This is a genomic window from Flavobacteriaceae bacterium HL-DH10 (assembly GCA_031826515.1).
Taxonomy (GTDB): Bacteria; Bacteroidota; Bacteroidia; order Flavobacteriales; family Flavobacteriaceae; genus Thalassobellus; species Thalassobellus suaedae.
Window position 1 is genome coordinate 803,597 of the sequence record CP134536.1, and the last position, 22,587, is coordinate 826,183.

General features: G+C 31.7%; 19 protein-coding genes. 13 read left to right on the forward strand and 6 right to left on the reverse strand.

What is annotated here, in order from left to right:
- Window positions 1–309: 309 nt before the first annotated feature.
- The 4 genes from RHP49_03555 to RHP49_03570 form a co-directional block, all read right to left on the reverse strand.
- Window positions 310–1,326, reverse strand: coding sequence for a hypothetical protein (locus RHP49_03555; GenBank protein ID WNH13337.1), 1,017 nt, complete (start codon window positions 1,324–1,326; stop codon window positions 310–312).
- A 105-nt stretch (window positions 1,327–1,431) separates the two neighbouring features.
- Window positions 1,432–3,978 (reverse strand): TonB-dependent receptor, encoded by a 2,547-nt coding sequence (locus RHP49_03560; GenBank protein ID WNH13338.1) that lies wholly within the window; start codon window positions 3,976–3,978, stop codon window positions 1,432–1,434.
- Window positions 3,965–4,879, reverse strand: a complete 915-nt coding sequence (locus RHP49_03565; GenBank protein ID WNH13339.1) for a FecR domain-containing protein — start codon at window positions 4,877–4,879, stop codon at window positions 3,965–3,967. Before RHP49_03565 ends, RHP49_03560 begins: the two co-directional genes overlap by 14 nt.
- 68 nt (window positions 4,880–4,947) lie before the next feature.
- The gene (locus tag RHP49_03570; GenBank protein WNH13340.1) at window positions 4,948–5,469 is read right to left on the reverse strand and encodes an RNA polymerase sigma-70 factor; all 522 of its coding nucleotides are present in this window, start codon (window positions 5,467–5,469) and stop codon (window positions 4,948–4,950) included.
- Window positions 5,470–5,672: 203 nt separating this feature from the next.
- Between RHP49_03570 and RHP49_03575 the strand changes: the two genes are divergently transcribed.
- The 3 genes from RHP49_03575 to RHP49_03585 all read left to right on the forward strand — a co-directional run bounded on the left by RHP49_03575 (window position 5,673) and on the right by RHP49_03585 (window position 8,170).
- Window positions 5,673–6,731 (forward strand): hypothetical protein, encoded by a 1,059-nt coding sequence (locus tag RHP49_03575; GenBank protein WNH13341.1) that lies wholly within the window; start codon window positions 5,673–5,675, stop codon window positions 6,729–6,731.
- An 81-nt stretch (window positions 6,732–6,812) separates the two neighbouring features.
- On the forward strand, window positions 6,813–7,604 hold the full coding sequence (locus RHP49_03580; GenBank protein ID WNH13342.1) for a membrane metalloprotease: 792 nt from the start codon (window positions 6,813–6,815) through the stop codon (window positions 7,602–7,604).
- 104 nt (window positions 7,605–7,708) lie between these two features.
- Entirely contained in the window at window positions 7,709–8,170 is a 462-nt protein-coding gene (locus RHP49_03585; protein WNH13343.1) for a hypothetical protein, read from the forward strand.
- 148 nt (window positions 8,171–8,318) lie between these two features.
- Here RHP49_03585 and gyrB read toward each other — a convergent pair whose 3' ends face one another.
- Window positions 8,319–10,268: a DNA topoisomerase (ATP-hydrolyzing) subunit B gene (gyrB, locus tag RHP49_03590; protein WNH13344.1), complete on the reverse strand. Its 1,950-nt coding sequence runs from the start codon at window positions 10,266–10,268 to the stop codon at window positions 8,319–8,321.
- Window positions 10,269–10,843: 575 nt separating this feature from the next.
- Here gyrB and RHP49_03595 point away from each other — a divergent pair.
- The 4 genes from RHP49_03595 to RHP49_03610 all read left to right on the forward strand — a co-directional run bounded on the left by RHP49_03595 (window position 10,844) and on the right by RHP49_03610 (window position 16,538).
- A complete protein-coding gene (locus RHP49_03595; protein WNH13345.1) occupies window positions 10,844–11,110 on the forward strand; it encodes a hypothetical protein in 267 nt (88 codons plus the stop codon).
- A gap of 5 nt (window positions 11,111–11,115) precedes the next feature.
- Entirely contained in the window at window positions 11,116–12,516 is a 1,401-nt protein-coding gene (locus RHP49_03600) for an amidase family protein (protein WNH13346.1), read from the forward strand.
- Window positions 12,516–15,857, forward strand: a complete 3,342-nt coding sequence (gene gatB/aspS / locus RHP49_03605) for a bifunctional amidotransferase subunit GatB/aspartate--tRNA ligase AspS (GenBank protein ID WNH13347.1) — start codon at window positions 12,516–12,518, stop codon at window positions 15,855–15,857. The genes RHP49_03600 and gatB/aspS overlap by 1 nt, the downstream gene beginning before the upstream one ends.
- Window positions 15,858–16,004: 147 nt before the next feature.
- Window positions 16,005–16,538: a DUF2911 domain-containing protein gene (locus RHP49_03610; protein ID WNH13348.1), complete on the forward strand. Its 534-nt coding sequence runs from the start codon at window positions 16,005–16,007 to the stop codon at window positions 16,536–16,538.
- A 96-nt stretch (window positions 16,539–16,634) separates the two neighbouring features.
- On the opposite strand, the gene RHP49_03615 is transcribed toward RHP49_03610, so the two are convergent.
- Window positions 16,635–17,264: a 7-carboxy-7-deazaguanine synthase QueE gene (locus RHP49_03615; protein WNH13349.1), complete on the reverse strand. Its 630-nt coding sequence runs from the start codon at window positions 17,262–17,264 to the stop codon at window positions 16,635–16,637.
- Window positions 17,265–17,415: 151 nt separating this feature from the next.
- Here RHP49_03615 and RHP49_03620 point away from each other — a divergent pair, with 151 nt between their 5' ends.
- From RHP49_03620 to rluF, 6 genes are read left to right on the forward strand one after another with little or no spacing between them, the layout of a single operon-like run.
- Complete coding sequence (locus RHP49_03620; GenBank protein ID WNH13350.1) at window positions 17,416–18,960, forward strand: DUF853 family protein; 1,545 nt, start codon at window positions 17,416–17,418, stop codon at window positions 18,958–18,960.
- 44 nt (window positions 18,961–19,004) lie between these two features.
- The gene (locus RHP49_03625) at window positions 19,005–19,568 is read left to right on the forward strand and encodes a hypothetical protein (protein ID WNH13351.1); all 564 of its coding nucleotides are present in this window, start codon (window positions 19,005–19,007) and stop codon (window positions 19,566–19,568) included.
- Between the two features lie 9 nt (window positions 19,569–19,577).
- The gene (locus RHP49_03630; GenBank protein ID WNH13352.1) at window positions 19,578–20,549 is read left to right on the forward strand and encodes a YitT family protein; all 972 of its coding nucleotides are present in this window, start codon (window positions 19,578–19,580) and stop codon (window positions 20,547–20,549) included.
- A gap of 23 nt (window positions 20,550–20,572) precedes the next feature.
- The gene (locus tag RHP49_03635; protein WNH13353.1) at window positions 20,573–20,941 is read left to right on the forward strand and encodes a cupin domain-containing protein; all 369 of its coding nucleotides are present in this window, start codon (window positions 20,573–20,575) and stop codon (window positions 20,939–20,941) included.
- On the forward strand, window positions 20,942–21,769 hold the full coding sequence (locus RHP49_03640) for an alpha/beta hydrolase (GenBank protein ID WNH13354.1): 828 nt from the start codon (window positions 20,942–20,944) through the stop codon (window positions 21,767–21,769).
- A gap of 19 nt (window positions 21,770–21,788) precedes the next feature.
- Window positions 21,789–22,556, forward strand: coding sequence for a 23S rRNA pseudouridine(2604) synthase RluF (gene rluF / locus RHP49_03645; GenBank protein ID WNH13355.1), 768 nt, complete (start codon window positions 21,789–21,791; stop codon window positions 22,554–22,556).
- Window positions 22,557–22,587 lie beyond the last annotated feature (31 nt).

Consider the following 22,587-nt stretch of genomic DNA (forward strand, 5'->3'; position numbering starts at 1 on the left):
ATTTAAATTTTAATTTGGTTTTTGTTTGTATATGTAATTTGAATCAATAATTTCCACATTAATTGAAATAATTATTGCTCAAATTTCATAATATATATAATTGAATTTTATGACTTTAGTCATGCAAAATTACGAATTTAAATACTCTAAATAAAAAAAGTGCAAGATTAAATCTTACACTTTTTCAATACTAATAACTAAAAAAAACTAACTAAAACTAAACAATTATTTATTTTAATTTTTTTATATAAATTTAAATGCTTAAACCACTATTAGGCATTATAACCTAAAGGGATGATTTTTTTCAAATTATCTAAAACCAAAATTAATACCTACTGAAAAAGCATCAAATTCAGCTAAGTGATATTCAGCATTAAGTCTGAAAAAACCTAATTTTAATTTTGTACCAATAGTACCACGCACCCCAGAAACTTTACTCGATACTGAAAATGGGTCAACAATATTTTTTGATGTTATTAAACCGTTAGATATTCTATAAGTTCCTAACATATCTGATTCTGATTTTCCACTTATAAAACCAACACCACCATAAAAGTTAATTACAGGAAGTTTTGTTGAAGCTATAAGTTGTAATAACCAAGTATTTGTTTCATTTTCTATGCGTTGATTTTCACCTTCTATTACAGATGAATCTGTTAAATCGTATGAACCATCTAAATGCGTATATGCAACTAAACCCGATATAGCAACTGGTAATAATTTATCTGCTGGCAACCATTTGGTAAATTCCATTTGCAAACCAGCTCCGTACATACTTAAATCGACATCATCTGTTTCTATTTTAGGAAGAAAACGAGCCTTAACCTCTATACCTTTACTAAGCCCTAAAGCACCTTGAATAAATGCTGACGGCAATAAATTAGCACTTCCTGAACCAATACCAGTTGGCAATTCAATTTCCTCTGTTTGATTTCCAAAAATAGGATCATCATAAGTAATTTCAACACGTATGCTTGGATTATTTTCTCCTAAAGCAGTAGCTACCATTTTAGAATTAGAGCCATCAACAAATTGCACATTACTATAATCGCTCACATTCATTAAAAACATTTTGTTCTCATCTTTTATTAAAGCAGCATTTGCAACTACAGAAATTTCAAAACCGCCTAATGGTTTCGCATCTGCTGTATTAAACCAATTGGCATTCATGCTATACATTAAACCGTTGGTACCTGGCATTAAATAATCACTTGCAAAACGCTGTGCATCATCTAAGCCAGCAGCCAAAAGTGCATCTAAATCATTTTGCGCTTTTGAAGAAATTGTTGCAATACACAACAAGATAAGTAGGAATGTCTTTTTCATTTTTTTTGAATTATGGAATGGAACAAATATAATAAAAAAACCACACAAATAACACTTTATCGTTTTAAATTGCTTTTTAACGATATTGCTATGTGTGTTTTATGATTAAAAATTTAATCTGAAACTGATATTAGGTGTTAGACCAAGAGATTTATTATTTATTTGAATAGCTTTACTTGTATCTTCTGGATTAACCTCATAATATCTATTTATGGTATTTTCTCTATCTAAAATATTTAAGACACCAACTCTAAATACACCCAAAACAGTTTCTGAAAATTTGAAGTCATAGGCAATTGAAGCATCTAATCGCATAAAATCATCAATATTTTCATTATTGGGCGCATCATAATTAATGCGGGTATTATTTCCATCTTGAACAGTTTCATTACCATCAATGGGTTTTGTAAATGGTTGTCCCGAACGCCATATACCACCTATGGATGCCTCTAAGCTTTCTAAAACATTATAATTAAACGCCAAAGAAACCGAATGTCTAATATCTACATTGTTTGGAAAAACAGAAGGCGTAATACTTGCAAATTCATAATCATTTATACTATAAGTATAGCTTAACCAAGTACTATAAGTATCTGCCGTTTTATTCAATAAAAACTCAACACCTCTTGAATTGTAACGCCCCTCTGCATTAACATATTGAAAATTATTATAAAATCCTTGATTTGATGCCGTAATACCATCTACTAATTTATAAAACCCTTCTACATCCAACAACCAATTATTTTGATTAAACTCAAACCCAAAAGATGCTTGCTTACTTTCAGAAATTTTTATTTCTTTTTCGTTAGCCAAAATCCATCTCCTGTTTTCAACACCTAAAAAATCATCTTGAAAGTCTATTTTTTGATTTGCAGATTGGTTTTTAAATTCTCCTTGAAGTTTTATAGCAAAATGACGAGATAATTTTTGCCTTAAATTTAAACGTGGCTCAAGAATAAGTTTATTAAACTTTTGAAAGTAATTACCCCGAACACCCAATCGCAAATATGTTGTATTATTTCTATACTCTATTTCACTAAAAAGCGCATGATTTAACAATACATCCTTTTTAACTCTATCATAAGAAGGCGCACTAACAGTTGTTTCGTATAAAATACCAATTTCGCTGAATTGATACCCGCTTAAAAGTTTAAAAACATTATTAATTTTATAATAAGTATTTAACTTAACTCCTGTTTCTAAAACTTCATTTGCCTGCGTAAGTCTTTGGTCTGTTTCAATCCTATAATTAGTAGCATCTACATTATATTTAGAATAAAACGCAGACAAACGGGTTGTTAATTTAGTATTCCAAACTGCATCCCAACGACCTCCCAAACCTAAATTTTCTTGTTTTAAATTACTCGTTTTTGATTCAGTTATTCCATCAGAATTTTGGTAACTTTCGGTATAATCTAAATTATTATTAATACCAATAACATTGGCTCTAAACTTATGTTTATCAGTAATATCAAAAAGCAACTTTGCTGTATAATCGTAAAAGAAAAAATCTGACGATCTATTACCATCTGTTATATTATCACTATTTGTGGTAAGCTCACTATCTTGAAAACTGCGTTCAAAATAATTATCATAAGTTGGGGAATTAAATACATCTGTAAAAGATCTTCTTCCTGAAACGTGCAATGCCAATTTTTTACTTATTGGTATTTCAAAATACGCATCTGCATGTATTAAATTAGCGCCAAATCCACCAGAAAAATCATTTCCAATAACATCTTTTGTAGACATATTAATAGTACTAGACACTCCATCACTAAACTCACTCGAAGTTCCATTTTTTATTACAACAACTTTATTTGTAAGATGCGGATTGTAAGCAGAAATAAGTCCAAAAAAATGCCCAGAGTGATACATTTTTATACCATCCCATATCATTAAATTTTCGTCGTTTGTTCCACCACGCACATTAATATTTGCAACACTTTCATTAACGCTTTCTATACCAGGAAACGCTTGAATAGATTGCAAAATATCCGGCTCTGTTAATCCAGGAAGCGTGCCAAATTTCTTTGTATTTAAAACAGTACTACCATCTGTTCGTTTTTGCAAGCCTGTGATTAAAAATTTAGAAATTAACACTTGGTTTAATTCTTCTATATCTTCCTCTAAAACAATAGTTTTACAGTGACCATCAATCAACATTAATTCTTTAGCAGAAAAGCTTGCTGTTTTATAACCAATAAATGAAATAATAATAGTTTCATCTACAGTTATATTACTAAAATTAAAAACACCATCAATATTCGTAATAACACCTTTTGAAGTGTTTTTTACATAAACAGAAGCTCCTAAAAGGGGTTTGTTATTTAGTTTTGAAGTAACAGTACCACAAATTTTAATTCGCTTATTTAAAGTAGAGACAGTGATGTATCGATCGTCTAAAAATTTAAAATTTAATAATGTTGAAGCATTAAGACTGCTTATTATCTCTTCAATAGTATCCGTAACTAGTGGTTTGTTTATAAAGACATTTTTAACGTCGTTTTCCGTGTACGAGAATTTTACATCAAATTGTGTTTCTAATTGCTTTATTAAAGCTAGTATCGATAATTTTTCTTGTGATTGTAAACCAAAAGAAAAAATACTAAAACATAAAAAAACAATAAATAGATATTTAGTTTTTAGCATAGTTATAGAACTCAACTTTATTGCCATTAATTTTGTAGCTCAAATTTAATGGAATCGTTACAGACTGCAAGGCTACGTTTTTATCCTTATGTGTAAAACTTCCTGAAAACAACTTCGCTGTATTAATATTTTCAACAGAAATAGACATATCAAACTGAACTTCTAACTCGTCAATAACTTGCCAAAGCGGCACATTATCAAACGATGATTCTTGAGCTATCCAAGACGGATTTTCTGCAATAAAATCTTTAACCAAAATCACTTCGTCTTTAATAATTCTAAAGGTTTTACCTGGAGTCAAAACAACTTTACCCTTATCACTTGTTACGCTTACAGAACCTTCGTAACATTGAACTTCAAAATAATTATCGCGTTCTTTTACATTAAACTGAGTACCTAAAACCTGAATACTTCCCGCCGCCGTGTTAACGGTAAACTTTTCTCCCTTTGTCACTTTAAAAAAAGCCTCCCCATCCAAATTCAAAGTTCTATTATTTTTCCATTCTTTTTTATTGTATGTAAGATGAGATTGCGCATTTAATATAACTTCAGAATTATCTGGCAAATTAAACACTCTTGTTTCTGCTATTTGGGTTTCAAAAGATTTTATATTGTTGAAAAACAAAAAATAAGATGATGCCAACAGTACTACAAAAATAGCTGCTATTTTTAAAAACGACTTAAAGTTTAAAGGTATTACTTTAGATTCTTGCTTATTAAAAGTTCTGGTTTTAAAATCTGCCAAAGCCTTTTGTGCATCCACCTCAGGAACAGTTATTTGTTTTGCATAAAAGCCTGCTTTTTCTAAAACAGAAAAGTCTTCATTAGGGTATAACTCTTTAATTTCTTCAGAAGAAATTTCACCATTAAACCATTTTAATATGTCGTTTTCTTTACTCATTAATTTGATGCGTTACAATTATTAGACACCTATATATTTATTTACCCTATGTTATTTTTTAATTTTCTTTAAATATTTATGCCTTCCATTTTTTTACGGAGTATTTTTAAAGCTGCTGACATTCTTTTTTCTACTGTTTTTTGAGATATATCAAGCAATTCTGCTATTTCTCTGTATTTCTTATCCTCTATTCTATTTAATAAAAATACTTCTCTTTGTTCTTCACTTAAATCCGAAATCACAGACTCCAACTTTTGTTTAAACTCATTTTCTTCTAATAAATATTCTGGACTTAAATTTGTCTGATCAACATAAGGAGACTCTTTTGCATATGACATCACAACTTTTTGATGACGAACCGTGTTTAAAAAAAGATTATTAACGGTAGTAAACAAATACGTCTTTGCTTTTTCAAAATCAATTTTAGAACAATTTTCCCATACTTTTGAAAATGCGTCTTGCACAAAGTCTAAAGATGCTGCTTTATCACCACATTTGTAATAAGCAAAATTATTAACTGACTGAATATGTTCTAAGTAAAAAGAATCAAAGTATGATTCTTGGCAAAGTTTAGGTTTGGAGCTATTCATAAATCTATATAATAGTATGATTCAACAAAAATATGAATAAAAAAAACAAGTCGTAATCATCTTAAAAACATACACTTACATGTTTGTTTATGAAAAACAATAAAAAACCATAGGGTAAATCAAATGCTAAGGGTCTTAAATATAGAAAGCGAAAAAAAATCGCTGTGAAAAAGAAAAACTTTATAACCCAAAAAAATTTAATCATGAAAAATTTAAAATTATTAACCGCAATCTTATTAACATCAATTTTTAGTTTCACATCTTGTCAAGACGAAATTGATAGTGAAAACGGACAAAATCCAAATACCAATTCTGCTCAATCTCCAACTGCAAATAACCTTGAGCGTTCATCAATGCATGATGGTAGTTTTGACGATTTTTTAGACGGGATGTCTTGCTCTTCTATTTTATTACCAGTAACTGCAACAATAAATAATACCGAAATAACTATTATTAATGAATCTCAATACAACTTAGTTTTAAACATTCTTGGAGAATTTACTAATGATAACGATTCAATCGAGTTTCAATTTCCACTTTCAGTAATGCTAAATAATTACACTGAAGTACAAATAACAAATCAGATAGAATATGATGAACTTATGAATGCTTGCGAACAAGCTGAACAAAATGCCGATGACGCCATAAATTGTCTAGATATTAATTTCCCAATTACTATTTTAACGTACAGCTTAAACTTTGAACAAACTGGCAGTATTATTATTGAATCTAAGCAACAACTATATACTTACATGAATAATTTTGGTAATGATGAATTATTTGCCATAAACTATCCAATAACAGCTAGTTTAGCAGGACAAAGCAATACTGTTGTAGAAATTTCAAGCGATATGGATTTACAAACTAAAATCACACAATGCCTATCTAATGATGACGCTATGAAAGAGGCGGAAGAAAATGCACAAAATTTAGAAGACATTCTAGTTGAAGGCACTTTTAAAATTGAATCTTTTATAAATGCGAGTATAAATAGCGCTAATGATTATGCAGACTACACTATTGATTTTGCTAACGACTTAAGTTGTAAAGCTGAAAACATAGTAAATACAACTGCCAATAATATTGAAGGAACCTACACCGTAGCATCAGAGCTTGAAGTATTTTTATCGTTGACATTTTCTGGAAATACTGCTTTCGAATTATTAAACCAGACCTGGGAAGTAACTAGCTATTCTGAAAATTCAATCTCTATGCAAAGCACAACAAATACAGCGATAACCTTAGTTTTAACCCAAATATAAACTAAGTTAGTATCTGTAATATATGTTATGGTAAAACAGCTGTCTATATCAGGCAGCTGTTTTTAAGTAAAAAAACAAATTATGAAATATAAAATTTTAATAGCAATAATCTTATTTGTATTTATTAACGCTTGCTCAAAAGATGAACCAGTAAACAATAATGATGATACTCCAAACAACACAATTAACAAATCATTAAATAGACAAGCAACTGGCAGTTCTGCTAATGATTTATTATCAGACGATACCTTTACAAACATGATTATAGAATTGGTTTATGTAGAAGGCCTTGAACCTACTCAAACAGCTATAGATAATTTTGTATTGTTTCTAACAAACAGAACCTATAAACCAGATGGCATAATCATTGAAAAAAGAGCTATTCCATCACCAGGAAAGGACGTATATAGTATTGAGGATATTGCAGATATAGAAAAAGAACAACGCAAATATTATAATACAACAGATAAAATTGCTGTTTGGGCTTATTTTTCAGATGGAAAATCCGATAAGGATTCTGAAGCGAATAATACGGTTGTTTTAGGAACAGCTTACTGGAACACTTCATTTGTAATTTACGAAGAAACTATTAAAAACCTAAGCAATAGCCCCCTCGAACCAAGTCGTTCTCTTTTAGAAACTACAGTTATCAATCATGAATTTGGACATATTTTTGGACTTACAAACCTTGGAACAAATTTACAAAGCAATCATGAAGATGAAGATCATCCAAAACATTGTAATGTAGAAAATTGCTTAATGTATTGGGCTACAGAATCTGCAGTAAACATTTCTAACATGGCAAACATGAGTTCTGCACCTCAACTGGACTCCCAGTGTTTAGCCGATTTAAAGGCTAACGGAGGTAAATGATTTTTTTAAATTAAAATAAGAAACGGTAGGGTAAAATACTTTAAAAGTGTCTTATTAATGAAGGCTTATTAGTAGCTTATTTATTAATTAAAAAAATTAGACTTATGAAATCACTTAAAAAATTAATGCTTGTAATAATTATAGGAACTTCGATTACATTATACAGTCAAGAAACTGAAGTATCAAACGAAAAACTTGTTGATAAAAAATCATATTATCAAAAAAGAGCTACTGAAGATGCCAAATACGAACAACAATTTAACGCAGAAACTAAAGCAGATGAAGAGGTTTTTTGGAAAGACCAAAAAGCGTATGAAGACAATTTAAAACGAAAAGACAGAAAAGCCTATCGAGCTTATATGAAAGGTAAAAAAGATGCTTACGCTAATCATTATGACCATTGTAACAACCATTGTCATCATAGTGATTATTATTATCACCATGCTTCATTTTATTATTACAGATATAATGGGTATTATTATGAAAGCGACCCAAGAAGAAAGACTATTAGTACAAGAGCTCGTGTTTCTACTCCAAATATAAAAGTAGGCTTAGGATTATTTTAAATAAGTTGATGTTATTAAATTCAAATAACAAGATATAAACCTTTTGAGCAAGAGTACCAAAACCATTTAATAATAAAAGAGACTGCCTAAAATTTTAGGCAGTCTCTTTTTATATAAAAACATTTAAATAAATTTAAAAAAACATCTTTTACGCATCAATATTCGCATAAATAGCATTTTTCTCAATAAACTCTCTACGCGGAGGTACTTCATCTCCCATTAACATAGAGAAAATTCTATCTGCTTCTGTACCATTATCAATTTGAACTAAACGCATGGTTCTAAATTCAGGATTCATTGTTGTATCCCAAAGTTGCTCAGCATTCATTTCCCCAAGACCTTTATAACGTTGTATTTTAGATCCATCTCCAAATTCCGAAACAATAGCATCGCGTTCTTTATCAGACCAAGCATATTGTTTTTTTGCACCACGCTTCACTAAATATAATGGTGGTGTTGCAATATAAATATGTCCGTTCTCTATAAGTTCCTTCATATACCTAAAGAAGAATGTTAAAATTAGAGTTGCAATGTGACTACCATCAATATCGGCATCACACATAATAACTACTTTATGGTAACGTAATTTTGAAAGGTTAAGCGCCTTACTATCTTCCTCAGTTCCAATAGTAACCCCTAATGCTGTAAAAATATTTTTAATCTCTTCGTTTTCAAAAACTTTGTGAACCATCGCTTTTTCAACATTCAATATCTTACCTCTTAATGGTAAAATCGCTTGAAATGCTCTATCTCTACCTTGCTTAGCCGTTCCACCTGCCGAATCTCCCTCTACAAGAAATACTTCGCATTTTGCAGGGTCTTGCTCAGAACAATCACTTAATTTACCAGGTAAACCACCAATACTCATAACGGTTTTACGCTGTACCATATCACGTGCTTTTTGCGCTGCATGACGTGCTTGTGCTGCTAATATTACTTTTTGAACAATAATTTTAGCATCATCCGGATGCTCTTCTAAATAATCGGTTAACATTTCTGAAACCGCTTGACTTACCGAAGCAGAAACTTCCCTATTTCCTAATTTAGTTTTTGTTTGTCCTTCAAATTGTGGCTCTTGTACTTTTACAGAAATAATGGCAGTTAATCCTTCACGAAAATCATCACCAGCAATATCAAACTTTAAGTTTTTTAATAAGCCCGATTCATCTGCATATTTTTTAAGTGTATGTGTTAAACCACGACGGAAACCAGAAAGATGTGTTCCACCTTCATGTGTATTAATATTATTTACATACGAATGTAAATTCTCGGCATACGATGTGTTATAAATCATAGCGACTTCAACAGGGACACCATTTTTTTCACCTTCGAAAGCAATAACATCTTTCATTAATGGCTCACGAGTCGCATCTAAATACTTGATAAACTCCTTAAGACCTTCATCTGAATGAAATGTTTCTCCTTCAAACTCACCATCTTCTTTTTTAGATCTTTTATCAACTAAATGAACAGTGATTCCTTTATTCAAAAATGCTAATTCTCGCAAACGACTTGCAAGCGTATCATAACTATACTCTAAAGTTTGAGTAAAAATAGTTGAGTCTGGCTTGAACGTAACCGTTGTACCTCTTTTATCAGTCTCTCCTACTTTTTTAACAGGATAGATTGCTTTTCCACGTTCGTATTCCTGTTCCCAAATCTCTCCTTTTCTATATACAGTCGCTTTTAAACTTTCTGACAAAGCATTCACACAACTTACACCAACACCGTGAAGCCCACCAGAAACCTTATAAGAATCTTTATCAAATTTACCACCTGCACCAATTTTAGTCATAACAACCTCCAATGCAGAAACACCTTCTTTTTTGTGCAAATCTACTGGAATACCACGACCATCATCTTCTGTAGTAATCGAGTTATCTTCATTAATAGTAACGGTAATATTATTACAATGTCCTGCTAAAGCCTCATCAATCGAGTTATCTACAACTTCATAAACTAAATGATGTAAACCTCTTGTACCTACATCTCCAATATACATAGAAGGACGCATACGTACATGCTCCATACCTTCTAATGCCTGAATACTATCTGCCGAATAATTATGCTCGTTAAAGACTTCTTTTTCTTCGCTCATATTATTATATATCTATAATTTAAAGTTTAGTTTTATAACATAAAAAAATGACGCCTATGCATCATTTTCAATCACTAACAAATATACGGATTTTAAACTCATTTTAAAAGTATTTTATCGATTCCACATAATAATTATCAACATTTGTTAATTACTGAAAAGTGTCTTAAATCACCTAAAAAGCGCCTTAAAATGGATTTAGGCATGTTTTCACCCATCAATAATTAAATAAAAACCAAAAAGCAGCTAAAACACGCTATTTTGAATGTAATTATCCCAAAAACTCACTAAAAAAACAACTAGCTCAACATAAAATCGTTTGTTTTTTTCAAAAAAAATCAAGTATGAGATTAAACTAATAAAACCAAAAAACCAAACACCCTTTCATATTTTCAACTTACACTGTGTTTTTATATGAATTCATAATAAAATTTAGAAATTTACACACATATTAAAAGAGTATTCACTAACATTCCCTTTATACTAAGTTTAAAGACTTAGACACATAAACTCCATAAAAACTTTCGTAATTTTACCACCTAAAATTTCCGCTATAAAAATTAAGATTTAAAAGCATGAGTAAAATTATGACAGTCGACATATTGTCGAGCATTAAAGGAGCACAACCATCTGAGGCTGTGAATAAATTATTTGAAGTTATTAAAAACGCTAATTCAACAAATAACACCTTTAATAATGTTAATAATAATTGTGTGTCTTTAAATGATTTAAGAGATGATATTGTAATTGAAAGTTCTGAAACTGAAAAACAAATCATTAAGGAAAACTTCCCAAAAGAAAAAGACGGTTATTTAGTGGTTGCTAAAGTTATTGAAGAGTAAAAATTATGGAATCTCAAATAAAACTCATACACCAGCAATTGGTGTCTAAACAAGTGCGTTGTATAGATTTGATACAGCAAAAATTAGATTTGCTAAAAAACAATACCCACAACACGGTTAATTCTCTATTAGAAACTTTAGCTTTAAATTTAGCTACAAAAGTTGATAATAAAATTGCCAACGGAGAGACTATAGGCTTACTTGAAGGCATTCCTTTTGGGATTAAAGACGTGTATATGCTTCAAGGCACATATACAACGGCAAGTTCTAATTTATTAAAAAACTATAAATCGGCATACACAGCAACAGCCATTCAAAAGCTTTTAGATGCTGGTGCCATTCCTATTGTAAAAGAAAATTGCGATAGTTTTGGTCATGGATCTTCTAGCGAAAACACCATTTTTGGCGCTGTTAAAAATGCTATCAATCCAGAACTCGTTGCTGGTGGTTCTAGTGGAGGATCGGCAGTTAACGTTGCTAAAGATTACACCGTATTTTCTATTGGTGGCGACACTGGCGGCTCGGTACGACAACCTGCTGGCTACAATAATATTTATGGATTAAAACCTACTTACGGCAGAATTTCGCGTTATGGCTTAATGGCATATGCATCTTCAACAGACTGTGTAGGACCTTTAGCAAAATCTGTTGAAGATATTCGCATTGTTTTAAATGTGATGAGCGGAAAAGATGTTAAAGACCAAACCACTTACGTTTCCGCGGAAATAAACGAAGATTCAATTTTAAATTCCGACAGCGTTAAAACCGTTGGTTACTTCAAAAACTTTATTGAAAGCGAAGCAATTGACACGCAAGTAAAAGCTGATTTTTTAGCGACTATTGAAAAAATAAAAGCAAAAGGCATTGTAGTAAAAGCTTTAGATTTCTTTGAATCTGAAACTTTGGTTTCTACTTATTATACCTTAGCTATGGCCGAAACCGCCTCTAACCTATCACGTTTAGACGGTACCAATTATGGCAATAGAATAGAAGCTGAAAATTTAAAAGAAACCTATGCAGTAACACGTTCAGAAAATTTTTCAGAAGAAACCAAACGTCGAATTGTTGGAGGCAATCAGGTATTATCTCAAGGGTTTTCAGATGAAATATATTTAAAAGGATTAGCCATTCGCGATCAGATTTCAGAAAATTTCAACAATGATTTTAATGAAGTAGATATCATCCTTTCTCCAGTTACACCTAGTACTCCACCAAAAATAGGCGATAGTTTAAAAGACCCACATGCTATGTATTTATCTGATGCTTATACCGTTGGTTTTAGCCTAGGACAATTACCAACGCTTACTGTACCACAAGGTACTGCAACGGGGTTACAAATTACAGCAGCAAAAAATAATGACGAACTTGTTTTGAAGTTTGCTAACTTCTTAAAAGATACGATATAATGGAATTAGAGCAAATAAACGAGGCTTTAAAAGCCCACGATTTAGAATTGGTAATCGGACTGGAAACACACGTTAGATTAAACACCAAAACCAAGTTATTTTGTTCTTGTCCAAATCAAGAAATAGATACCCCAAACCAAAACATTTGTTCAGTTTGTACTGGACAAATGGGCGTTTTACCCGCCATAAATAAAGAGGCCATAACAAAGGCTATTTATTTTGGAAAAGCTGTAAAATCTTCTTTTGAAAACGAAGTGATTTCCTGGGATAGAAAACATTATGAATACCCTGATAACCCGAAAAACATACAAATTACGCAGTTTCATAACCCCGTTATTCCAGACGGTCAAGTTTCTTGTTACCGTAATGACGGGTCTCAATTCACTGTGAATTTAACACAAGTTCATATTGAGGAAGATGCTGCTAAATTGATGCACGAAAAGAAAACATCTTTAGTCGATTTTAACAAAGCAGGAGTACCACTTATTGAAATTGTTACAGAACCATGTATTCGTCATATTGAAGATGCTTCAACTTATGCGCAATACATTCAGCGTATTGTTCAGAATTTAAAAATAAGCGAAGCTAATCTTGAAAAAGGAGAGTTTAAATCGGATGTTTCAGTATCGCTTCGTAAAAAACACAGCTACAAATTAAATCCACGTACCGAAATAAAAAACCTAAACTCTTTTAAGTTTATGGTTGATGCTTTAAAAGAAGAAGTCGAAAAGCAACTCAACTACTTTTTAGAGCATAAAGAATTTAGACCAGACCAAACTACGGTTTTATGGGATGCTGAATTAAAGCAAACCAAAACCATGCGTAAAAAAGAGTTTGAAGCAGATTACCGCTTTATTTCTGAACCTGATTTGCCATTTGTTTCTATCAAAGATGTTGTTGAATCTATTGATGTAGATTTAAGCACACTTCCTTATGCCGTAGAATCTATTTTAATAAAAGGGGGTGTTTTGCCACAAGACGCTAAATTTTTTACAGCCGATTCGTTACGCTCAGAAACTTTTATTGCTATAAATAATATAATAAGAGACCCGTCTTTTGTTGCTAAAACATTAGTAAATAATATTGGTGCCGATGAATATGCCGACATACATAGAATAGAGCATCTTATTGAAATTTTTCAGCTTTTTAAAGATGAAAAAATAACATCTGTATTAGTTCAAAATGCAATTACTTCCTATTTAAAAGATAGAAGTTTTGATTACAATAAGTATTTTGAAGACAATACTATTTCGGAATCTCAGATTAAAGAAGCAATTCAAAAAGTAATTTCTGAAAATGAAGCCGTTGCCAACGATATAAAAAATGGAAACCAAGGAAAAGCTGGAATTCTAGTTGGAAAAGTCATTGCCATTATTGGTAAAGGCGCTTCAGGAAAAGTGATTCGCCAAGGAATTATTAATGCAGTAGCTACTAGTGGCGGAGTTGGAAACGGAATGTCTAACATAAAAGACTCTTCTGCTCAAAAAGCAAATAACCAAGAACCAAAAGCTTTAACAGAAGAAACACTTCCAGAGATTCCGTTAATCATTAAAGAGGAGTACAGAACACATAAAATATCTGATTTATCAGAAAGTTCAATTTCAGAAACTGTAACACTTGCTGGCTGGGTATCTAGTGTACGTGACCATGGTGAATTGATGTTTATAGATTTACGTGATTCGAGTAACGAAATTTTCCAAGTACGTTTAAGCAGAGAGTCTTTCGCTAATCTAGATGATCTGGTAAAGTTGAAACCAGAATCGGTTATCACAGTTACAGGAACGGTTGTTCAACGTAAAGAAGATGATTATAATGCATCACTTAGAGCAGGAACCATAGAATTAGAAACATCAGATTTAGATATTTTAAATCTATCTAAAACCTTGCCGTTCGAAATTAAAAGAGCGACAAAAACTAATGAATCTGTTCGTTTTCAATATAAATATTTAGATCACAGAAATGACGATGTTCGAAGAGCTATAGTTAATCGTCATAAAGTGATTAAATTGATGCGTGATATTTTAGACGAGCAAGAATTTCTAGAAGTAGAAACACCAATACTAACAGCGGGAACCGATGAAGGCGCAAGAGAGTTTATTGTGCCAACAAGAAAAAAAGCAGGATCTTTTTACACATTACCACAAGCACCTCAACAATTCAAACAAATTTTGATGGTGTCTGGTTATGAGAAATATTTCCAAATAGCACGCTGTTTTAGAGATGAAGATTCTCGTGGCGATCGTCAGCCAGAATTCACACAGTTAGATATAGAAATGGCATACGCCAGTATGCAGCAAATTATAGATTTAAACACAAAAATGTTTAATAACATCGTATCGAAAATATATGGTAAAAAATGGATTTTACATCCGTTTGAAATCATTACCTATAAAGATGCTATGGATAAATATGGTTGCGACAGACCTGATTTACGCTTCGGATTACAAATGGAAGACATTACTGCCATTGTAAAAGAAACCACCTTCCAAGTATTTAGCAAACCTATTGATGATGGTGGTATTGTAAAATGTATTAAAGTTTCAAAAGAAGAACAAGGTAAAAAACGCTTATCTAAAGGGCAAATAGAAAAACTAACAGCTACCGCTCAACAACACGGTTTAGGTGGCTTAGCATATATTATTGTAAATGAAAATGATTTACAATCGCCAATAATTAAATTCTTAGGTGAAGATATTGCTGCAGGAATTATTAAAGCTACAAATGCTCAAGTTGGTGATATTGTGTTCTTTTCTGCTGCCGATTATGAAACCGCTAACAAAGCATTAGACGCTGTTCGTCAAGAATTAGGAGCCATGTTAAAATTAATTAATCCTAAAGAGTTAAGACCAGCTTGGGTCGTTGATTTCCCAATGTTTGAAAAAACAGATGAAGGTCGTTGGACATTTACACACAACCCGTTCTCTATGCCAGCGATCTATGATATTGACAAACACATGAATGGTAAAGAAGATGAAATTGGGACCATCATTGCTCAACAATACGATTTAATACTCAATGGTTACGAAATTGGAGGAGGCTCCGTTCGTGCTCACAAACCAGAAATATTAGAGGCTACCTATAAAAACATGGGTTATAATAAAGAGGAAATGCTTAAAAGCGTGGGTACTATGTACGAAGCTTTCCATTATGGCGCACCACCACACGGCGGTATTGCTTGGGGAGTTGATAGATTAATGATGATTTTAGAGAAAAAAGCATCTATTAGAGAAGTTATGGCGTTCCCTAAAACAGGCACTAGTGAAGATTTATTATTTGGCTCACCTTCTCCTTTATCTGACAAAAAAGTAGAAGAAATGAATGTTAGAGTAATCCGCAAATAATTGTTTTAACTTAATTATAAAACTTAAAGCTTCAGTTAATCCTGAAGCTTTTTTTAGGCACATAAAACATAAATTTTAACATTCCTAAACGACTTTTATAAAAACTTTAAGACAGTTTCAGTTTATCTTTAAAAAAAATATAAAATTATGACAAAATCAACTTATTTAACAACCATCGCTTTAGCATTTGTAATGCTATTTTCTATTAATGTAAATGCTCAGAAATTTGCTAAATTGGATAAAAGCCCAATGGATGCTGCCGCATTTCCTACTGATTATAAAGACGCAAATAAACTGATTAAAATAGTTTACAGCAGGCCTCAACTTAAAGGACGTGAATTAAGTAAACTTGCTCCTAACGGAAAAGTTTGGAGAACTGGTGCAAATGAAGCTGCTAATATCACATTATACAAAGACATGAAAATTGCTGGTGAACCTGTAAATTCTGGCGAATATTCTCTTTTTACAATTCCTGGAGAAAAAGAATGGACAATCATTTTAAGTAAAGATATTAATGTTTGGGGTGCTTATTCTTACAATGAATCTAACAATGTTATTAAAGTTTCTGCACCAGTAAGTTCTGGAGAATTATTAGAAGCTTTTTCTATAGCATTTTCTGATGATGGCACAATGCATTTAGGATGGGGAACAACAAGAGTTGCTGTACCTTTTACTAAATAAGTTAGCAATTTGCAAAACTAAAAAGTTCCGAAAAACGAATATGTTTATCGGAACTTTTTGTTTTATCTATTTTATAACAGTAACCGAATACTGAATTTAAGGAATATTCAAATATTTATGCGTTTGTAAAGAGACTTTCCATTTAGGATTCGCCATGACATAATCTACAATTTCTGGCACCACTTTATCTCGCTTACTCCACTCGGGTTGTAAATATAAAATGCAGTCTTTATTAACCTTGGCAGCTTGTTCTTCTGCGAAACGAAAATCATCTTTATTGTAAACAATCACTTTTAACTCATGAGCATTCTCATAAACCTCCTTAGTAGGAAGCTTCATTTTTTTAGGAGATAAACAAATCCAATCCCAAACACCTGTTAATTTATAAGCTCCAGATGTTTCAATATGAACTTGTAAGCCTTCAGTTTTTAATTGTGTTGTTAAAGCTGTCATGTCCCAAGTTAAAGGTTCGCCACCCGTAATAACAATAGTATCACTATACTTTTTAGCGTTTTCAACAATCTTTGCAATATCTGTAGGCGGGTGTAAATCGGCATTCCAACTTTCTTTAACATCACACCAATGACAACCCACATCGCATCCACCAACACGTATAAAATAAGCCGCTGTTCCCTTATGAAATCCTTCTCCCTGAATGGTATAAAATTCCTCCATTAAAGGCAACATTTCACCTTTATCTACTAACTCTTGTATCTCTTTATTCATCGTTTGCAAAGATACATATAACTTAAATTATTTTAGTTATTTTAAGTTTCAATTCTAAAAACACGTGTCGTTATTATGTATGATATAAGAATTAAAAAGTCTATTTTTTTCTTCCTTGTTTTTCCTGTATTTTTACCCAAATTTATTTGGCATGAGTAACAAAGACACTTTTTTTAAATACATAACGGAAGGTAATACAACAAAAGGTGATTTTATTCCTGTAGGAGCTGCTATGTTAGACAGCGAAACCATAACAGGTGCTCATGTAAAAATCCCCTTAAAAACCATGAATCGTCATGGCTTAATTGCTGGCGCTACTGGGACAGGAAAAACAAAATCGCTACAGGTTTTAGCAGAAAATTTAAGCGATAAAGGAGTTCCTGTTTTACTTATGGATATTAAAGGTGATTTAAGTGGGTTAGCACAACCAAGTCCTGGGCACGCAAAAATTGATGAACGTCACGAAAAAATAGGGCTTCCCTTTGAAGCTAAATCGTTTCCTGTTGAAATATTAACCTTATCTGAACAAGACGGTGTTCGTTTAAGGGCTACGGTTAGTGAATTTGGCCCTGTTCTTCTTTCAAGAATTTTAGATTTAAGCGAAACACAAACAGGTGTTGTTGCTGTCATTTTTCAATATTGTGACGACCATCAAATGCCTGTTCTTGATTTAAAAGATTTCAAAAAGATATTGCAATATGCAACTCAAGAAGGTAAAGACGAATTTACAGAAGCTTATGGAAGAATATCTACTGCCTCAACAGGTGCTATTTTAAGAAAAATTGTAGAGCTTGAACAACAAGGAGCAGATTTGTTTTTTGGTGAAACCTCTTTTGATGTTGATGACTTATTAAGAGTTAACAATGAAGGTCGTGGTTATATTAATATCATGAGACTAACCGATATTCAAGATAGACCAAAATTATTTTCAACATTTATGCTGAGTTTGTTAGCCGAAATCTATTCAACATTTCCTGAACAAGGTGATAGCGACAGACCTGAACTTATTATTTTTATTGATGAGGCACATTTAATTTTTAATGAAGCTTCAAAAGCATTGCTAAGTCAAATTGAAAGTATTGTAAAATTAATACGAAGTAAAGGAGTTGGTTTATATTTTGTAACACAAAACCCAACTGATGTTCCTGAAGGTGTTTTAGGGCAACTCGGTTTAAAAATACAACATGCTTTAAGAGCCTTTACTGCAAAAGACCGAAAAGCTATAAAACTAACCGCAGAAAACTATCCAGACTCCGAGTATTATGATACTACCGAAGTATTAACATCGCTAGGTATTGGAGAAGCATTGGTGTCTGCTTTAGATGAAAAAGGACGACCAACACCATTAGCAGCAACCATGATGCGCGCTCCTATGAGTAGAATGGATGTTTTAACAGAAACTGAATTAGGCAGTTTGCTTTCTAACTCTAAGCTTGTAAAAAAATATAATAAAACTGTTGATAGAGAAAGTGCTTATGAAATGCTTAATAAAAAAATTGAGTTAGCTGAAACTGAAGAAGCTAAAGAAAAAGTAAGACAAGAGCGTGAAGCTCTTAAAAAAGCTCAATCTAAGCAACGTGAATACTCTACAACAAGAAGAAAAAGTACCGCTATGAATCCTATTGTAAAAGTACTTACTAGTGCTACATTTATACGTAGTGTTTTTAGCATATTAACTAAAGTGATAAAAAAATAAGTCGATAATCGGCATTTAATTAACTTAACAAACAGCTCCATTTAATGCGTCATTCATTTTTAGGCATTTTAGCCATAACCTTATTAGTAGTAAGTTGTAACAAAGAACAAAATCCGTTTGAAATTAGCAAACAACATATTGGTGTTTTAACAGATTCTACTCAAATAAAAGATTTAAAAACTATTTTTAGCAACGATTCTGTTGTGAAATTTATTAGTGGAGACGAATTCGCTGGAAGCAGAAATAATATAGAAGTTTTTGAAAAAGGAGGAAAAAAACTATTAATACTTACACCAAAACAAGCTTTAGATTCTACATCGGTTATTGAAAGCATTCAAATTATTGATCCACGCTATAAAACGTCTAAAAACATATCAACACTAAGCACGTTTAAAGAGGTTTCAAGCACCTATAAAATTTCAAAAATCAGTAATTTAATTAACGCTGTCCTTATAACTGTTAATGAATTGAATGCCAGTTTTGTAATAGATAAAAAAGAACTTCCTGCAAATCTAAGATTTGATATGAATTTAAAGGTTGAAGCCACTCATATTCCAGATAATGCAAAGCTGAAATATTTTTTCGTAAATTGGAGTAGTTCTAACTAATCCGAAAAAATGAATCCACTTTTTTCAAAATTACTAATCGATGTTGCACGTAAAAGGCTTGAGAAAAAACAAGCTAATAAACCTATCAGTAAAAAACAGATAGTTCCTTTAGCAAGAAAATTTCAAGTTGAAATATCTCATGCTATAAAAGAATATATTTTTATTATAATAGGTGTGTTCTCAGCTGGTTTTGGGCTAAAAGGATTCTTACTACCAAATAGCTTTATAGATGGTGGTGCTACTGGAATTTCCTTATTATTAAAAAATATAACATCGTTAGAATTGGGGTTACTTTTAGTATTAGTAAACCTCCCTTTTTTAATTCTAGCTTCAAGAACTATTGGCATAAAGTTTGCACTAAAAAGTATAGTAGCTATTACACTGTTAGCCTTTGTTGTTCACTTTATTAATTACCCTATTATTACAGAAGACAAACTATTAATTGCAGTTTTTGGTGGTTTCTTTTTAGGTTTAGGAATAGGAATGTCCATGAGAGGTGGAAGCGTTATAGATGGCACAGAAGTTTTAGCGATATATTTAAGTAGAAAACTCTCATTAACTATTGGAGATGTATTACTATTAATCAATATTTTAATATTTTCTGTTGGAGCTTATATCTTATCTATTGAAATAGCACTTTATGCTATTCTTACTTATTTATCTGCTGCTAAAACAGTAGATTTTGTAGTTGATGGCGTTGAAGAATATGTAGGTGTTACTATTATATCGAATAAACATGAAGATTTAAGAAAAATGATTACAGAAAACCTAAGGAGAGCCTGCACTATTTATTCGGGAAAAGGAGGTTATGAAAAAAACGGGAAAAGTTATGATAAAGATATCATATACACGGTGGTAACGAGATTAGAAATTGCAAAACTGCAAACAGAAATTGATAAAATTGATCGAAATGCATTCATAATAATGGGAGTTGTAAAAGATTTAAAAGGTGGTATGATAAAGAAAAAACCCATGAAATAAAAAACACAAAAAGTTTAAAATTAGTGACTCAAAAAAAATACACCATACAAAACACCCCATTTGTAGTTCCTACTACCGATGGAAAAGTTATAAAAGAACATTTTGGTTTAGCAACCGATGGGAACTCTCAAATTAGTATTGCTCACATGAAAGCACCCGCTGGTTGGAGCGAACCTTTTCAAACTCCAGAGTTTGACGAATACACCTTTATTATAAGCGGTAAAAAACAATTTATAATTGAAAATGAAACTATTATTTTAGAAGCAGGACAATCAATAAAAATTAAAAAAAATACGCGAGTACAATATTCCAATCCGTTTACAGAAGTATGTGAATATATTGCTATTTGTACACCTGCCTTTTCTATAAACTTAGCAAAAAGAGACCATTAAATGAGTAAATATATCCCTAAAATAATTGGACACACCATAAACTTTACTAGCTATTTTTCATCTAAATATGCTGCAAAATTGGCTGTTAAAATATTTTCAACACCTAAGAAAGGTAAAATAAGTGGAGAAGAAGCCGACTACCTTAAATCTGCTGTTCAAGATGATATTACATATAAAGATTTTTCTATAAAAACATATCGCTGGAGCGGAAAAAAAGATACTATTTTATTAGCTCATGGTTGGGAGAGCAATGCTTATAGATGGAAAGATTTAATAGATTTATTAAAAAAACACGACTACAACATCATTGCTATTGATGCACCTGCTCATGGTAATTCGGGCAGTAAAATATTTAATGCTGTATTATATTCTGAATGTATCCACCTTGTCGCTAAAAAATTTGACACAGACATTATTATAGGCCACTCTATAGGCGGTACTGCCGCTGCCATTTCTTTAAGTAACTATAGCGCTTTATCCACAAAAAAATTAATATCGTTAGGAGCACCTTCTAACTTTCGTGGATTAGTGAACAACTACATTAAAGTAATGGCTTATAACAAAAAGGTTTCAAAGGCAATGAATGCCTATTATTTAAAACATTTTGGACAATTACCAGAGTACTTTTCTGTCGCCAATTTTTCAAAAAACATTCGAGCAAAAGGGCTTATTATTCATGATAAAAAAGATAGAATTATTTCATATAGAGATGCTTTAGACTACTCAAAACACTACAAAAATTCTGAACTCATTAGAACCATTGGTTTTGGTCATGGATTAAAATCTGAAAAGGTATACAATCATATTTTAGACTTTTTAAAGGCATAAATTATCGTACTTTTACCCAATGGAAGATCAACTAAAACGCATTAATAAATTTTTAAGTGAAGTTGGCTACTGCTCACGCAGAGAAGCCGATAAACTTATTGAAGCAGGACGTGTAACTATTAATGGTGTCATACCTGAAATGGGTACTAAAATTGCCCCTAATGATGTGGTTCATGTTGATGGCGTAGAAATAGAAAACAAAAAAGAATCTTTTGTTTATTTAGCTTTTAATAAACCTGTTGGTATTGTTTGTACAACCGACACCGGTGTTGAAAAAGACAATATTATAGATTTTATAAACTACCCTAAACGTATTTTTCCTATTGGAAGGTTAGACAAACCCAGTGAAGGCTTAATTCTTCTAACGGATGATGGCGATATTGTAAACAAAATTCTTAGGGCTAGCAATAACCATGAGAAAGAATATATTGTAACGGTAGACAAACCTATTTCTCAAACCTTTTTAGAACGCATGCGTAACGGCATTCTGTTAGAAGAGTTGAAACAAACAACTAAAAAGTGTGCTGTTAAAAAGATAAACTCGCATACTTTCAGTATTATTTTAACTCAAGGTTTAAATAGGCAAATTAGACGTATGTGCGAATACTTAACTTATGAAGTGGAAACACTAAAACGGGTTCGCATTATGAATATAAATCTAGATATGCCTATTGGAGAATATAGAGAACTTACTAAAGAAGAATTTATTAATTTAAATAAACTTTTAGAAGATTCTACTAAAGAATACAAAGCAACTAAACTGCAAAAAAAAGATAGACGATTTTAACTTAAGTCTCAAAAAACAAAAAACCTTGTAA

Bases quoted from the DNA above. Each gene is read 5' to 3' on its own strand.
- RHP49_03555 (WNH13337.1), bottom strand. From the start codon at position 1,326: ATGAAAAAGACATTCCTACTTATCTTGTTGTGTATTGCAACAATTTCT.
- RHP49_03560 (WNH13338.1), bottom strand. From the start codon at position 3,978: ATGCTAAAAACTAAATATCTATTTATTGTTTTTTTATGTTTTAGTATT.
- RHP49_03565 (WNH13339.1), bottom strand. From the start codon at position 4,879: ATGAGTAAAGAAAACGACATATTAAAATGGTTTAATGGTGAAATTTCT.
- RHP49_03570 (WNH13340.1), bottom strand. From the start codon at position 5,469: ATGAATAGCTCCAAACCTAAACTTTGCCAAGAATCATACTTTGATTCT.
- RHP49_03575 (WNH13341.1), top strand. From the start codon at position 5,673: ATGAAAAATTTAAAATTATTAACCGCAATCTTATTAACATCAATTTTT.
- RHP49_03580 (WNH13342.1), top strand. From the start codon at position 6,813: ATGAAATATAAAATTTTAATAGCAATAATCTTATTTGTATTTATTAAC.
- RHP49_03585 (WNH13343.1), top strand. From the start codon at position 7,709: ATGAAATCACTTAAAAAATTAATGCTTGTAATAATTATAGGAACTTCG.
- gyrB (WNH13344.1), bottom strand. From the start codon at position 10,268: ATGAGCGAAGAAAAAGAAGTCTTTAACGAGCATAATTATTCGGCAGAT.
- RHP49_03595 (WNH13345.1), top strand. From the start codon at position 10,844: ATGAGTAAAATTATGACAGTCGACATATTGTCGAGCATTAAAGGAGCA.
- RHP49_03600 (WNH13346.1), top strand. From the start codon at position 11,116: ATGGAATCTCAAATAAAACTCATACACCAGCAATTGGTGTCTAAACAA.
- gatB/aspS (WNH13347.1), top strand. From the start codon at position 12,516: ATGGAATTAGAGCAAATAAACGAGGCTTTAAAAGCCCACGATTTAGAA.
- RHP49_03610 (WNH13348.1), top strand. From the start codon at position 16,005: ATGACAAAATCAACTTATTTAACAACCATCGCTTTAGCATTTGTAATG.
- RHP49_03615 (WNH13349.1), bottom strand. From the start codon at position 17,264: ATGAATAAAGAGATACAAGAGTTAGTAGATAAAGGTGAAATGTTGCCT.
- RHP49_03620 (WNH13350.1), top strand. From the start codon at position 17,416: ATGAGTAACAAAGACACTTTTTTTAAATACATAACGGAAGGTAATACA.
- RHP49_03625 (WNH13351.1), top strand. From the start codon at position 19,005: ATGCGTCATTCATTTTTAGGCATTTTAGCCATAACCTTATTAGTAGTA.
- RHP49_03630 (WNH13352.1), top strand. From the start codon at position 19,578: ATGAATCCACTTTTTTCAAAATTACTAATCGATGTTGCACGTAAAAGG.
- RHP49_03640 (WNH13354.1), top strand. From the start codon at position 20,942: ATGAGTAAATATATCCCTAAAATAATTGGACACACCATAAACTTTACT.
- rluF (WNH13355.1), top strand. From the start codon at position 21,789: ATGGAAGATCAACTAAAACGCATTAATAAATTTTTAAGTGAAGTTGGC.